The organism is Pseudomonas sp. BRG-100 (genome assembly GCF_000737955.1).
GTDB lineage: Bacteria > Pseudomonadota > Gammaproteobacteria > Pseudomonadales > Pseudomonadaceae > Aquipseudomonas > Aquipseudomonas synxantha_A.
The window spans coordinates 769,456-783,344 of sequence record NZ_JPRX01000001.1; the positions used below are offsets into that span (position 1 = coordinate 769,456).

Below are 13,889 nucleotides of genomic sequence, written 5' to 3' on the forward strand. Positions count from 1 at the left end.
TGGAGATCTCTGATGAATAGTGTTGCGCAACCGCTCCAGAGCAACGCCCCGCTGATCAACCGTGACCGCCTGTGGCAATCGCTGATGGACCTGGCCCGACTCGGCGCCACGGCCAAGGGTGGCGTGTGTCGCCTGGCCCTCACCGATCTGGACCGCCAGGCCCGCGACCTGTTTGTGCAGTGGTGCGAAGCGGCTGGGTGCAGCGTCACTGTCGACGCCATCGGCAATATCTTTGCGCGTCGTGCCGGACGTAACCCCGCCCTGCCCCCGGTAATGACCGGCAGCCACATCGACACCCAACCCACCGGCGGCAAGTTCGACGGCTGCTACGGGGTGATGGCCGGGCTGGAAGTGATCCGTACCTTGAATGACTTGCAGATCCAGACCCAAGCGCCGATTGAAGTGGTGGTGTGGACCAACGAAGAAGGCTCGCGCTTCCCGCCGTGCATGATGGGTTCCGGGGTGTTTGCCGGGAAGTTCGACTTGCAGGACACCCTCGACAAATGCGACGACCAGGGCCTGTCGGTAGGTGCCGAATTACAGCGCATTGGCTATGCCGGTTCCCGTGCGGTTTTGGGACATCCGGTCGGCGCCTACTTCGAAGCCCATATAGAGCAAGGCCCGGTACTGGAAGACCAGGCCACCACTATCGGCGTGGTCATGGGCTGCCTGGGCCAGAAATGGTTCGACCTGACCCTCACCGGCGTCGAAGCCCACGCCGGCCCCACACCGATGCACCTGCGCAAGGACGCCCTGGTCGGCGCCGCCGAGGTGGTCAGCGCGGTCAACCGTATCGCCCATCAACAACAGCCCCATGCCTGTGGCACCGTTGGTTGCCTGAACCTGCACCCGGGTTCGCGCAATGTGATTCCCGGCCAGGTGCAGATGACCCTCGACTTGCGTCACCTGCATGGGGACAAACTGCAAGCCATGGTCGATGAAGTACACGGCGTGATCGAAACCACGGCGGCCCGGCACGGCTTGACCTTTGAACTGACGCCCACCGCCGACTTCTCGCCGCTGGACTTCCACCCGGACTGCGTCAATGCCGTGCGCGATGGCGCGAGAGCCTTGGGCTTGAGCCATATGGACATCGTCAGCGGCGCCGGGCATGACGCGATCTTCGTCGCCGAACTGGGCCCCGCCGGGATGATCTTCGTGCCGTGCGAAGGCGGCATCAGCCATAACGAAATCGAAAACGCCGCGCCGGATGATCTGGCGGCTGGCTGCGCGGTGTTGCTGCGGGCCATGGTGAATGCGGCCCAGGGGGGTGTGGCATGAGTGAGATTGGGCAAATGACAGCGGTGCAGCTGTTGGAACATTTTCGCGATAAGCGCTTATCACCCGTGGAAGTCGCCGAAGACGCATTGCTGCGCATCGAACGCTATAACCCGGTGGTGAACGCCTACTGCCATGTCGATCCTGAGGGGGCATTGAGCGCGGCGCGGGCCTCGGAACAACGTTGGTTAAAAGGTGCCCCTTGCGGCGCCCTGGATGGCGTACCAGCGTCGATAAAAGACCTCACGCTGACCCTCGGCATGCCCACCCGCAAGGGCTCGCGCACCTCATCCGCCGAGGGGCCTTGGAATGTGGACGCGCCCTTCTCGCACTTCATGCGCGAGGCTGGCGCGGTGCTGCTGGGCAAGACCACCACCCCCGAGTTCGGCTGGAAAGGCGTCACCGACAACCCACTGTACGGCATCACCCGCAACCCATGGGATACCCGCACCACGGCGGGCGGTTCGTCCGGCGGCGCCGGGGCGGCGGCGGCGTTGAACCTGGGCGTGTTGCACCAGGGCAGCGATGCGGGCGGTTCGATTCGCATCCCGTGTGCGTTCACCGGCACGTTCGGGATCAAGCCGACCTTCGGTTATGTGCCGCAGTGGCCGGCCAGCTCCATGACCATCCTGTCGCACCTGGGGCCCATGACCCGCACGGTGGAAGACAGCGTGCTGATGCTACAGACCGTGGCACAAATGGATGCGCGCGATGGCCTGATGGGGGCGCCAAGGACCACGCCCTGGCTCACCCCAGGGGCGGATCTGAAGGGCTTGCGCGTGGCTTATAGCCCCACGTTCGGCTATGTGGATGTCGACCCGCAAGTCGCCAAGGTCGTCGCCCAGGCGGTGGAGCGCCTGGTGCAATTGGGCGCGCATGTCGAGCAGATCGACCCGGGTTTCAGCGACCCGCTTGAGGTGTTCAGCACCCTGTGGGCCGCCGGCGCTGCACGCCTGACTGGCTCCATGAGCGACGCGCAAAAGCAACTGCTGGACCCGGGGCTGCTGCGTATTGCGCAACGGGGCGAGCGTCTGAGCCTGGACGACTTCAACGCCGCCCTGGAAGCGCGCGCCGCACTGGTTGCGCGCATGGCGGCGTTCCATGAGCACTACGACGTGCTGGTATCGCCGATGATGCCGATTACCGCGTTCGAAGCCGGGCACAACGTACCGCCCGGCTCGGGGATGAACGAGTGGATGGAATGGACGCCGTTCAGCTACCCCTTCAACCTCACCCAGCAACCGGCTGCGTCGGTGCCGTGCGGGTTGGCCGCCAATGGTTTGCCGGTGGGGTTGCATGTGGTGGCTGCGCGGTTTGCCGATGAGCAGGTGTTGAGGGTGTGTGATGCCTATGCAAAAGCCTTCCCTACCGAGCATTTGCAAGCACCTGAAACCCTGAGCTGAGATTCAATCGAAAATGTGGGAGGCATGCCCCCTCCCACAGTTTTTACCGCATTCCACTACAATGCCCTCCATTCATCTTCCGGGGGGCTTCATGGACATCGAACTGGCACGCACCTTCCTCGAAATCACCCGCTGCGGCAGCCTCGCCGCAGCGGCGGAGAAACTGCACGTCACCCAGACCGCCATCACCGCCCGGGTCAAGAACCTGGAGAGCCAGTTGGGCAGCACGCTGTTTATCCGCAACCGTGCCGGTGCACGCCTGACCGCCGATGGCGAGGCCTTTGTGGTGTACGCCAACCAGCTGCTGCAAACCTGGGAAGCGGCGCGCCGTGACCTGCCGTTACCCGATGGCTATCGCAATGTGCTGCATATCGGCGGTGAGGTCAGCCTGTGCAACCCGCTGATGCTCGGTTGGGCCAAGGCGCTGCGCGAGCATATTCCCGGACATGCACTGCGTACCGAAATTCGCGAGGGCGAGTACCTGTTGCGTCAACTGGAGTTGGGCGTGCTCGATGCCGCGCTGGTGTTCCAGCCGCAGTACTGGCCAGGTTTGCAGGTAGAGCAAGTGCTGGAAGAAAAACTGATCCTGGTGCAATTGGCGAGCAAACCCGAGCCCTATGTGTATATCGACTGGGGCCAGGGTTTCCGCCAGCAGCATGACGCCGCCCTGCCCGACCGCGCACGTGCCGCCGTGAGTTTCAACCTGGGCCCATTGGCGCTGCAGTACATCCTGGAAAACGGCGGCGCCGGGTATTTCCGCACGCGGGTGGTGCAAAGCTATCTGGACAGTGGCGTGATGCAGCGCGTGCCCAAGGCGCCGGAGTTCAGTTTCCCGACTTACCTGGTGTATTCGCGGGCGCGGGATTCGGCGGTGTTGCAGCAGGCGCTGGCGTTGCTGCGCGAGGTGGTCAAGGCTGAAGGTGACTGGTCGCAACGCTGGGACCCGCTGATTTGAATCACACTGGGCCTGCACACATGCTAGCCTGCTGATGTGTTCTCTCGCAGCCTTACCGATGAACAAGAAAAAGTCCGTCACCATCAGCGACATTGCCAAACGGGTCGGCATGACCACCATCACCGTGTCCCGGGCGCTGAGCAAACCTGACCTGGTAAAACCCGCCACCCTGGCGCGCATCCTCGAAGTGGCACGCGAACTCGACTACGTGCCCAACGCCTTCGCGCGCGGACTCAAGCGCAGTGAAAGCCTGATCATCGGCGTGATCACCGCCTCGGTGGACAACCCGTTCTACAGCGAAATGATCAAGGCCATTTCCCGCGAGGCGAAACAACACGGCTACACCATCATGCTGGTGGACACCGACGAACTGGAAGAACTGGAAAGCAAGGCGGTCGATACGCTGCTGGGTTACCGCGTGGCGGGGATCATCCTGTCGCCGGTCTCCGATGAGCCCAGCTACCAGCCCGACTACCTGGAACGCCTGGGTAACGGCAAGACCCCTGTGGTGCTGCTGGATCGCACGATCCACGACAGCCCGTTCAGCCGCGTGGTGCTCGACAACTACCACAGCGGCATCCAGGCCGCGCACTACTTGTTGCGCCAGACGCCGCACCTCAAGCGCCTGCTGGTGCTGACCGGCCCCGAGCACTCGCGCATCACCGTGGAGCGCCTCAAAGGCTTGCGCGAAGTGCTGGCCGAGCATCCCCAGGTGCACGTTGAAGTGCAGGCGGGCGACTACACGCTGATGCCATCCTACCTGCACACCCTGGACTACCTCGCCGAACATTCGGCGCCGGACGCGATCATGGGTTTTAACCAGTTGATCACCCTCGGCGCCCTGCGCGCACTGCGCATGCACAACATCCCCCATGACAGCCTGACCATCTGCGGCATCGACCGCCTGCCCTTCGCCGATATCTTTGGCGTGCCGATCGCCTGCGTGGCCCACGACGCGTCACTGGCTGGCAGCAGCGCGGTACGTTTGCTGCTCGATCGCCTGGAAGATCCGTACAAGCCGCGGGACAAGGTGGTCATCGCCGGCCAGTTGGAGAACGGCTAGCGGCTGGTGTAACCGCCGTCGATGGGCAGGCTGACGCCGCTGATCATGCTGGCGGCATCGCTGAGCAGGAACAGCACCGGCAACGCCACTTCCGAGGGTTGCGCAAAACGCCCCAGGGGAATTGCCGCCAATGCCGGATCGCGCTTAGCCGGCTCGGACCAGGCCATGGTTGCCATCGGCGTAAGCGTCACCGTGGGGTTGACGCTGTTTACCCGAATACCAAAGCGGCCCCATTCGGCGCATTGCACGCGGGTGATCGCATCCAGGGCGGCCTTGGAGGCGCAGTAACCGAGATGGTCGTCCAGCGCCACCAACGACGCCTGGCTGGAGACGTTGACGATACTGCCAGGAATGTTTGCCGCGATCATCTTGGCCGCGACACGGCTGGCCACCAGGGCGGCGGCACGGGCGTTAACGTTCATTACCTGGTCGAAAGCCTCGGCGCTGATCGCGGCGGCGGGCTCCAGGCGCGAGATGCCGGCGCAGTTGACCAGGCCGTGCAGGGGCGGCAGGTCTTGCAGCGCTTTATCGAGGGCTGCGCTGTCGGCAATGTCCACACAGAGGGAGTAGCAGCCCAGTTCGGCCAAGGCTTGGGCGTCGCGGCCAAGGGCAAAGACTTCGGCGCCGCTGTTGATCAGTTGGAGCGCGATTTCGCGACCGATGCCGCTGCTGGCGCCGGTGACTAGGATGCGCTGGTGGGTGAAGTTGAAGACTGCGTTCATAGATAAAAATCTCAAGAACAATGAAGGTTGAGTCAGGTAGCTTGCAGGTTGTGCATGATCGGTTTCAGGGCCGGATACAGCTTCAGGTACTCGGTAAACGCCCGGTCATAGGCCATGACATTCTCGCGCTTGGGCTGCGCCCGTTGCTCCAGTTGCACCCAGCCTGTGTCCATCGCCTCATCACTGACCAACCCCACCGTATGCGCCGCCAGCAACGCCGCGCCCAAAGCCGCTTCAACCTCCTGGACAATGGTGTACACCGGGTAGCGGGTGACATCGGCAATGATCTGCATCCACAAATCCGAATGGCTCGCCCCACCCACCACGATCAAACGCGGGTCAAGGGAATGCGCGCCCTGGGTGCCTGCCTCGATATTGTGGCGCAGGGCAAAACTCACGCCCTCCAGCACCGCGCGGTACAGGTGAATGCGGCTGTGATACAGGTTCAGCCCGACAAAACTGCCGCTGGCGCGGTCGTCCCATACCGGGCTGCGCTCGCCCATCAGGTACGGCAGGAACACCACACCTTCACTGCCCGCCGGGATCTTCCTGGCACTCTGCTCCAGCAGCACCAGGCTGTCTTGCCCGGTTGCCTGGGCCTGCTGCTCTTCGGCCTGGCAGAACTGCTCGCGAAACCAGCTGACCGACGCTCCGGCGGTGATCGCACCGCCGAAGATGTACAGGTCGCGGTGGCCGTTATAGACATGCGGCATGCTGACCAGGCCGTGGTGCGCATCCACCTGCTGGTTGAGGTAGCCCCAGCACATGCTGGTGCCGATCATCGCCACATGGTTGCCCGGCTGGGTGACACCTGCGGCCAGGGTCGCCATGGCCGCGTCAACGCCACCGGCCAGGATGGGCGTGCCCGCCTGCAAGCCCAGGCGAGTGGCCCAGTCTGCGAGCAAACCACCCACCACCTCACCGGAATACACCAAGCGCTCGGGCATCATCGACCGCGCGATACCCAGCGCATCCAGCATCTCGCCTGACCAGTTGCGCGCCGCCACATCGTAGATACCGCCGATATTGCCGGCGCTGCTGTGGTCCACCGCCAACTCACCGGTCAGGCACCAGTTGATGTAGCTGTTGGGCGGCAGCAAGTAGCGAGTGTTCGCCCACACTTGCGGTTGATGCTGCTTGAGCCAGAGCATTTTGGTGAAACCGTAGTAGCTGTCCACCGAGTTACCGGTGACCGCGAACAGCCGCTCCAGATCCACATGCTCACGCACCCACTCGACCTGCTCGCCAGCGCGGCGGTCCATCCAGATCAGGCACGGGTGCAAAGGTGTCATCTGCGCATCCACGGCAATCCCCGAGCCGCCGTACAGGCTGCTGATGCACAGCGCCTTGACCTGCCCCGCCGGCACGCCAGCCTTGGCCATGCACTGGGCAACGCAGGCTTGCACAGCGTCCAGCCACACCTGCGGCCATTGCTCGGCCCAGCGCACTTTGGGGGTATCCACGCGATAGCCCTGGCTGTGCTGGGCAATGATCGTGCCTTGGGCATCCACCAGCAGCGCCTTGGTGCTCTGGGTGCCGATGTCGACACCCATGACGTAGTTCATGTTGTTACTCATGGGCGGGCAGCACCGGTTTCAACAGCACCTTGATCGACTTGGTCGAGTTCGCCAGTTCGAACGCTTCGGCCCAGTCGTCCAGCGGGAAATCGTGGGTGACGATGCCTTTGGACGTGACCAGGCCACGCTCGAACAGGTCGATGGCAATCGGGTAGCAATACGGCCCCAGGTGCGCGCCGCGTACGTCGAGTTCCTTGCGGTCGCCGATGATCGACCAGTCCACGCTGGTCTCGGCGCCAAACACGCTGAACTCCACAAACCGCCCAAGCTTGCGGATCAGGTCCAGGCCCTGGGTGACGCCGGCCGGTACCCCCGTGGTCTCGATGTAGACATCGCAACCATAGTTGTCGGTGAGGCCATTGATGATCTCGCGGGCGTTGTCACGGGCGGGATTGATCACCACATCGGCGCCGAATTGCTTGGCCAGTTCCAGGCGCGCGTCGACCATGTCGATCACCACCAGCTTTTTCGGGGTTTTCAACGCGGCGACCTGGACCATGCACAGGCCAAGGGTGCCCGCACCGGCAATCACCACCACGTCATCGAGCTGGATGTCGCCGCGGTTCACGGTGTGGATCGAGCAGGCCATGGGCTCCACCAGGGCCGAGTCTTCCAGGGACACCGCCTCAGGGATCTTGTGCACGATGGCAGTCTTGGGAATACGCATGTACTGGGCCATACCGCCTTCGGCCACTTCGCGCTGGAAGCCGAAAATGTTGTGCACTTCGCACATCCAGTATTTGCCCGACTTGCAGAAACGGCACTTGCCGCACGGCACGATCTGTTCGGCGATGACCTTGTCACCGACCTTGACCTCGAAGTGTTCCTCGGCGCCCTCGCCCGCCTCCACCACGTAGCCGAAAAATTCATGCCCCGGCACCACCGGCGCCTTGACCCAGGGGTTGTCACCGCCCCAGAACATCGCAGCGCCGGAGTGGCACTTGCAGTCACTGGCGCAGATACCGCAGGCAGCGATGCGAATCACTAACTCATTGGCGCGGGCCTGGGGTTTGCCGATGCGTTCCAGGCGGTAGTCTTTCGGGCCGTGGCAGACGACGGCTTGCATGTGGGTGTGCTTGTCCATGGTGTTGGGTCCTGTGTGATGAGGTATTTATCGATGGCGCTGACGGCTGATAAAGATCGCCAGCAAAATGATCCCGCCCTTGATCACGCTCTGTACGTAAGGCGATACGCCAAGCATATTCAAGCCGTTGTTCAACACGCCCAGCAGCATGGCGCCAAGCAAGGTGCCGACGATCACCCCGCGCCCGCCGGCGATTGATGCACCGCCGAGTACCACGGCGGCAATCGCATCAAGCTCGAACGACACACCGGCATTGGGCTGGCCGCTCATTAGCCGCGAGGTGAGCACCAGCCCGGCTATCGCCGCGGTCAGGCCACTGATGCCGTACACCAGCAGCTTGAAGCGCGCCGCACGCACCCCGGACAAACGCACCGCTTCTTCATTGCCGCCGATGGCGTAGATGTAGCGGCCTATACGCGTGTGTTGCAGCAGCACATAGGCGACCAGGTAAGTGAGCAACATGATCAGGATCGGCACCTGCATACCGAACACGCTGCCGCGCCCGAAAAAGGCGAACCACTCCGGCAGCCCGGAAATCGGGTAGCCGTCGGTGTACATCAGCCCGAACCCACGGGCGATGCCCATGGTCGCCAGCGTGACGATGATCGGTGGCATGTGCAGGTAAGCCACGAACAGCCCGTTGCCGATGCCGAACGCCACGCCTACCAGCAACCCGGCGCCAATCGCCAGGCCGGGCGGCACGCCGGCCACCATCAAACCGGCCGTGAGCGTGCCGGATAACGCCATCACCGGCCCCACCGACAAGTCGATGCCACCGGTAAGAATCACGCAGGTCATGCCCACCGCGATGATCGCGTTGATCGATACCTGGCGAGCAATATTGGAAAGGTTGCTGGCGGTGAGGAAGGTGTCGCTGGCAAGGATCATCACCAGGGTCACCACCACCAGCCCGACGAAGGGATAGAACGCCGGCGAGCGCAGCAGCCGTGCCACATTCAGGCGCAAGCGGCCGGTGTTTGCGGTGTTAATGGACGTATTCACTTGAGCCCCCTGTTGCATGGCGCATGACCTCTTGAGGATTGACGGCGGACGCTTCCAGGACCTTGACGATCGCGCCCTTGTGGAACACGGCGACGCGGTCGCACATGCCGATGACTTCGGGCAATTCGGAGGAAATCATAATGATTGCGTAGCCTTGTTCGGTGAGGCTGCGCATCAGCGCGTAGATCTGCGCCTTGGCGCCGACGTCGATGCCGCGGGTGGGCTCGTCGAACACCAGCACCTCGCAGTGGTGGTTGATCCAGCGCGCGATCACGACTTTTTGCTGATTGCCGCCGCTGAGGTTAAGCACGCGACTTTCGCCGCTGGGCGCCTTGATCGACAGCTGGCGCATCAGCGCTTCGACGCTGGCGCACTCCTTGGCCTTGTCGATCAGGCCCGAGGCGTTCTGATATTTGGGCAGGTTGTTCAGGGAGATGTTTTCGCGAATGCTGAAATCGGTGATCAGCCCTTCGCTCTTGCGACTTTCCGGCAGCAGGCCGATGCCGTGCGCCAAGGCTTGGGCTGGGTCGTCAAGGCTGATTTTTTCGCCGCGCAGCCACACCTCTTTGCTCACCGACGGCAGCGCCCCCATCATGCCCAGGGCCAATTCGGTACGGCCCGAGCCGACCAGCCCGGCAAAGCCCAGGATTTCGCCCTTGTGCAGTTGGAAGCTGTTGTGTGGGCCATTGCGCACCAGCTGGATGTCTTTGACCTCCAGCAACAGCGGGCCGCGCTCGCAAGTGGGCTTGGGCGGGAAACTGCACTCCAGGCGGCGCCCCACCATCATCTCCACCAGGCGGTCGATATCGCTGTCGGCCACGTCGGTGACGCCCACATTGCCGCCGTCGCGCAGTACGCTGATGCGATCACACACCTGGAAAATCTCTTCCAGATGGTGCGAGATAAAAATCACCGCCACGCCCTGGCGCTTGAGTTCGCGCATGATCTCGAACAGCAGCTCGGCTTCGCTGGGGGTCAGGGTTGCGGTCGGTTCATCGAGTACCAGCAAGCGCGCATCCAGAGCCAGGGCCTTGGCGATTTCGACGAACTGCTGCTCGGCCACACTCAGGTGCTTGACCGCGCAATACAGGTCGATACTCACCCCCAAACGCTGAAACAACGCCTGCGCCGCCTCGGTCATTTCACGTTTGCGCAACAGGCCGAAGCGGTTGCTCAACTCATGGCCGAGGAAGATATTTTCCACCGCCGTGAGGTAGGGAATCAGGCTGAACTCCTGGAACACGATGCCGATACCGGCGGCGATGGCATCGCGGTAAGTAGCGAACTGCTGCGCCTGGCCGTCAATGAGGATCTGCCCTTCGTCCTGATGCTCGACGCCGCCGAGGATCTTCATCAGGGTGGATTTGCCCGCGCCATTTTCCCCCAGCAAGGCATGGATTTCGCCACGCTCCACTTGCAGGTTGATGGACTTGAGGGCCTGTACCCCCGGGTAACGCTTACAGATGTTTTCCAGCTTCAGAAGACTGCTCATACCGCCGACCTCGCGCTCAGAAGGAAGACCTGGGCCCCACGGTTTGCGTGGGGCCTGGGGATTTACCAGCTGAAGTCCCTGGCCTTGGCCTGGTCGATCAAGGTGATGTCCACCGGCACGCTGGCCGGGACTTGAGAGCCCCACTTTTTGGCCAGGGCAATGCCCAGGGCGAGGCGGATCTGGTCGCGGGGGTACTGGGCCGAGGTGGCGATGAAATGGCTGCCGGGTTTCTGGATCGCCTTGATCGCTTCCGGCGCACCGTCGACGCTCACCAGTTTCACGTCCATGCCGCTGGCTTCGATGGCCGAGAGCGCACCGAGGGAGCCGTTGTCATTCACGCTGAAAATACCCTTGAGGGTCGGCTGGGCCTGCAGCATGTTTTCGGTCACGGTCAGCGCCTGGTCACGCTCCTGCTTGCCGTTCTGGATGCTGACGATCTTGACGTCCGGGTGCTTGGCCACCGCCTCTTTGCAACCGCGCACACGTTCGAGAATCGGCACCACGGCGATGCCGTCGAGGATGGCGATATTGCCTTTGCCACCGATGGTCTTCGCCAGGTATTCACACGCCTGGAAGCCCGCGTCGAAGTTCTTCGAGCCCACGAACGAATCCAGCGGGCCGTCCGCCTGGGCATCCACCGCCACCACCACGACGCCTGCGGCGTGGGCCGACTTGACGGCGGACTGCACGCCGACCGAATCGGTAGGGTTGATCAGCAGGATATCGATGCCTTTTTGCAGCATGTCTTCAACATCACTGACCTGCTTGGACACGTCGTGGCGAGCGTCGGTGATGATCAGCTTGGCACCGATGGTCGCGCCGGCTTCTTCCAGAGCGTTTTTCATGGTGACGAAATAGGGGTTGTTGATTTCCTGGAAGGAGGCGCCGATACGAATGGGCGCGGGCGGTGTGGCGGCAAAGGCTTGAGTACCGAAGGTGATGCCGACAGCCAGTAAACACAGGGTTTTTGGGAGCATTTTCATGGCGTGAGTCTCTGTTTTGTTTTTATTGTTAGAGCAAATGTTATCGTTAACATTTTGCCAGAAGCTAACAATTAAACAGAGGTGACGCAAGCCCCCGTTGGTCGCTTGAAGCGTGGCAGTGGATTTGTTCAGGCAAGGGCAAGCTTGATTTCGTAACGGCCTTGGCACCCACCCACCCGTCTGGATCGGCCGTGCTCGGTGAACATGTGGGAGCACAGGTATCTACACAATTTTGTAGGTTGTAGCAGCCGAAGGTAACTACGATGCGAAGCGAGCCGATCTTGATCTTGATCTGCTTTTGATCTTGATCTCAGGCGCCCCGTTAAACCACGCTGGCCGGAATTCGACAGGGATTTGGGGGGTAAACCGGCAGGGATGCCGGTTTAGCCGCCCCGCGCCATGGATGGCGCGTGGCGGCGGCCCCCCAAATCACTGGCGAATTACGGGCACACCGAGCCTAAGCGAGGTGCCGAGTGGTGGGGCAAGAGCGTTTTGCTTACTTTTGCGCTGTTCAAAAGTGAGCCGCCGTAAGGGCGGAACCCATAGCGGCCGTTACCCAAATAACGGATATGTACTCAGTCTGATCCAACACCCCGGTCGGCCCTGAGGCCGCCTTCGCGAGCAAGTCGAATCGTCGCACCGCCCCTTCCAAATTTGATCTCCCGAAGGCTTGAATCAACGTTGTTTCATACGGTCGATAACAACGGCCAAAAGCAGGATCGAGCCGCGAATCACGTACTGGTAAAACGTGTCGATGTTCTTCAGGTTCATCGCGTTCTCGATGATCGCCAGGATCAATACCCCGGCGATCACGTGGCGGATCATGCCGATGCCGCCGCTCAGCGATACTCCGCCCAGCACGCATGCCGAGATCACCGTCAGCTCGAAACCCTGGCCGATCATCGGCTGGCCGGAGGTCATGCGTGACGCCAGGATCACCCCGGCCAGGGCACCGATCAGGCCGTGCACGGCGAAGATCAATATCTTGGTGCGATCAACGTTCACCCCCGCCAACAACGCAGCTTCCGGGTTGCCGCCGATAGCCATGGTGTTGCGCCCGTAAGTGGTGTAGTTGAGCAGCCAACCAAAAAACAGAAAGCACACGATGGTGATCAGGATCGGCACCGGCACACCGAACAACTGGCCGTTGCCGAACACAAAGAACTGTTCCTGCGACACACCCACCGCTTTGCCGTCGGCGAAGATGTACGCCAGGCCGCGCACGATCTGCATGGTCGCCAGGGTGGTGATCAAGGCATTGACGCGCAGCTTGGCGATCACGATGCCGTTGATCAGCCCCACCATCAGGCCCATCAACAATGCAGCGCCGATGCCCAGCATCACGCTGTCGGTATCGCGCATCACAATCGCCGCCACCACACCGGCACAAGCGATCACCGAGCCCACCGACAAGTCGAAGTGCCCCGACGCCAGGCAGAACAGCATGGTGCACGCAGCAATGCCCACCGTGGATATCGCCAAGCCCAGCCCACGCATATTCAGCGGCGAGAGGAAGTTATCGATCAGCAGCGCGCACAGCACGAAGATGCCCACCGCCGCCAACAGCATCGCCCAGTTGTCGAGCAATGCGCGCATATCGAGGGGTTTGCGTGCCGAAGGCAGCGCGTTGTTTTGAATGGTCATGGTCTTCTCTCAGTTCGCCAGGCCGCGCGGCAAGGCCAGCTGCAGCAGGTTGGATTCAGTCGCGTGCTCGCGCAGTTGTTCGCCGCGCATGGCGCCTTCGCACAGCACCAGGATGCGGTCGGAAATGCCCATCACCTCCATCAGGTCGCTGGACACCACGATCACCGCTATGCCGCTGGCCGCCAGGTTATGGATGATCTGGTAAATCTCCGACTTGGCACCGATGTCGATACCGCGGGTGGGCTCGTCCAGCAGCAGGACCTTCATCGGCATCGACAGCCAGCGGCCAAGAATGGCTTTCTGCTGGTTGCCGCCGGAGAGGTACAGGATCTTCTGCGCCGCGTTCGGGGTTTTGACCCGCATCGCCTGGATCTGCCGGTCGGCGTTAGCTTTCTCCCAGCCTTCGCGCAACAGCCAGCCAAAGGTGGAGTGCGCATCCCGGGCACTGATGTTGATGTTTTCGGCGACGCTGCCCAGCGGGATGATGCCTTCCTTTTTGCGATCCTCCGGGCACAGCAAGATACCGGCGGCGATGGCGTCGCGGGGTGAGCGCAATTGCAGGGCTTGCCCGCACAGCTGCAGGCTGCCGGCGCTGGCGCGCTCCAGGCCACTGAGCAGGCGAAACAGCTCGGTGCGCCCTGCCCCCACCAGCCCGAACAGCCCAAGGACCTCGCCCTTGCGCACCT

The 13,889-nt window shown here is 62.3% G+C and carries 12 protein-coding genes; 4 read left to right on the forward strand and 8 right to left on the reverse strand.

Annotated elements, in window-relative coordinates; all coding sequences use genetic code 11:
* Positions 1–12: 12 nt before the first annotated feature.
* The 4 genes from JH25_RS23640 to JH25_RS23625 all read left to right on the forward strand — a co-directional run bounded on the left by JH25_RS23640 (position 13) and on the right by JH25_RS23625 (position 4,699).
* Positions 13–1,281 carry a Zn-dependent hydrolase gene (locus JH25_RS23640; RefSeq protein ID WP_032876434.1) on the forward strand — a complete coding sequence of 423 codons (1,269 nt, stop codon included), beginning with the start codon at positions 13–15 and terminating at the stop codon, positions 1,279–1,281.
* Positions 1,278–2,681: an amidase gene (locus tag JH25_RS23635; RefSeq protein ID WP_032876436.1), complete on the forward strand. Its 1,404-nt coding sequence runs from the start codon at positions 1,278–1,280 to the stop codon at positions 2,679–2,681. Before JH25_RS23640 ends, JH25_RS23635 begins: the two co-directional genes overlap by 4 nt.
* Before the next feature lie 91 nt (positions 2,682–2,772).
* The gene (locus tag JH25_RS23630) at positions 2,773–3,636 is read left to right on the forward strand and encodes a LysR family transcriptional regulator (RefSeq protein ID WP_005787511.1); all 864 of its coding nucleotides are present in this window, start codon (positions 2,773–2,775) and stop codon (positions 3,634–3,636) included.
* Between the two features lie 58 nt (positions 3,637–3,694).
* Positions 3,695–4,699, forward strand: a complete 1,005-nt coding sequence (locus JH25_RS23625) for a LacI family DNA-binding transcriptional regulator (RefSeq protein WP_032876438.1) — start codon at positions 3,695–3,697, stop codon at positions 4,697–4,699.
* Here the strand turns inward: JH25_RS23625 and JH25_RS23620 are convergent.
* The 8 genes from JH25_RS23620 to JH25_RS28955 form a co-directional block, all read right to left on the reverse strand.
* A complete protein-coding gene (locus JH25_RS23620) occupies positions 4,696–5,421 on the reverse strand; it encodes an SDR family oxidoreductase (RefSeq protein WP_032876440.1) in 726 nt (241 codons plus the stop codon). The genes JH25_RS23625 and JH25_RS23620 overlap by 4 nt on opposite strands.
* A gap of 32 nt (positions 5,422–5,453) precedes the next feature.
* A complete protein-coding gene (locus JH25_RS23615; protein ID WP_032876443.1) occupies positions 5,454–6,986 on the reverse strand; it encodes an FGGY-family carbohydrate kinase in 1,533 nt (510 codons plus the stop codon).
* A 4-nt stretch (positions 6,987–6,990) separates the two neighbouring features.
* Positions 6,991–8,082, reverse strand: a complete 1,092-nt coding sequence (locus JH25_RS23610) for an alcohol dehydrogenase catalytic domain-containing protein (RefSeq protein ID WP_032876446.1) — start codon at positions 8,080–8,082, stop codon at positions 6,991–6,993.
* A 27-nt stretch (positions 8,083–8,109) separates the two neighbouring features.
* Positions 8,110–9,102 carry an ABC transporter permease gene (locus JH25_RS23605; protein ID WP_032876450.1) on the reverse strand — a complete coding sequence of 331 codons (993 nt, stop codon included), beginning with the start codon at positions 9,100–9,102 and terminating at the stop codon, positions 8,110–8,112.
* Complete coding sequence (locus tag JH25_RS23600; RefSeq protein WP_032876453.1) at positions 9,068–10,576, reverse strand: sugar ABC transporter ATP-binding protein; 1,509 nt, start codon at positions 10,574–10,576, stop codon at positions 9,068–9,070. Before JH25_RS23600 ends, JH25_RS23605 begins: the two co-directional genes overlap by 35 nt.
* 62 nt (positions 10,577–10,638) lie before the next feature.
* Positions 10,639–11,559 carry a substrate-binding domain-containing protein gene (locus JH25_RS23595; RefSeq protein ID WP_032876455.1) on the reverse strand — a complete coding sequence of 307 codons (921 nt, stop codon included), beginning with the start codon at positions 11,557–11,559 and terminating at the stop codon, positions 10,639–10,641.
* A gap of 675 nt (positions 11,560–12,234) precedes the next feature.
* Entirely contained in the window at positions 12,235–13,203 is a 969-nt protein-coding gene (araH, locus tag JH25_RS23590) for an L-arabinose ABC transporter permease AraH (protein WP_005787495.1), read from the reverse strand.
* A 9-nt stretch (positions 13,204–13,212) separates the two neighbouring features.
* Positions 13,213–13,889, reverse strand: a 677-nt coding sequence (locus JH25_RS28955) for an ATP-binding cassette domain-containing protein (RefSeq protein ID WP_236648015.1), incomplete at its 5' end; no start/stop codon positions are given.

Coding starts and splice junctions, on each gene's coding strand:
- JH25_RS23640 (WP_032876434.1), top strand. CDS start 13: ATGAATAGTGTTGCGCAACCGCTCCAGAGCAACGCCCCGCTGATCAAC.
- JH25_RS23635 (WP_032876436.1), top strand. CDS start 1,278: ATGAGTGAGATTGGGCAAATGACAGCGGTGCAGCTGTTGGAACATTTT.
- JH25_RS23630 (WP_005787511.1), top strand. CDS start 2,773: ATGGACATCGAACTGGCACGCACCTTCCTCGAAATCACCCGCTGCGGC.
- JH25_RS23625 (WP_032876438.1), top strand. CDS start 3,695: ATGAACAAGAAAAAGTCCGTCACCATCAGCGACATTGCCAAACGGGTC.
- JH25_RS23620 (WP_032876440.1), bottom strand. CDS start 5,421: ATGAACGCAGTCTTCAACTTCACCCACCAGCGCATCCTAGTCACCGGC.
- JH25_RS23615 (WP_032876443.1), bottom strand. CDS start 6,986: ATGAACTACGTCATGGGTGTCGACATCGGCACCCAGAGCACCAAGGCG.
- JH25_RS23610 (WP_032876446.1), bottom strand. CDS start 8,082: ATGGACAAGCACACCCACATGCAAGCCGTCGTCTGCCACGGCCCGAAA.
- JH25_RS23605 (WP_032876450.1), bottom strand. CDS start 9,102: ATGCAACAGGGGGCTCAAGTGAATACGTCCATTAACACCGCAAACACC.
- JH25_RS23600 (WP_032876453.1), bottom strand. CDS start 10,576: ATGAGCAGTCTTCTGAAGCTGGAAAACATCTGTAAGCGTTACCCGGGG.
- JH25_RS23595 (WP_032876455.1), bottom strand. CDS start 11,559: ATGAAAATGCTCCCAAAAACCCTGTGTTTACTGGCTGTCGGCATCACC.
- araH (WP_005787495.1), bottom strand. CDS start 13,203: ATGACCATTCAAAACAACGCGCTGCCTTCGGCACGCAAACCCCTCGAT.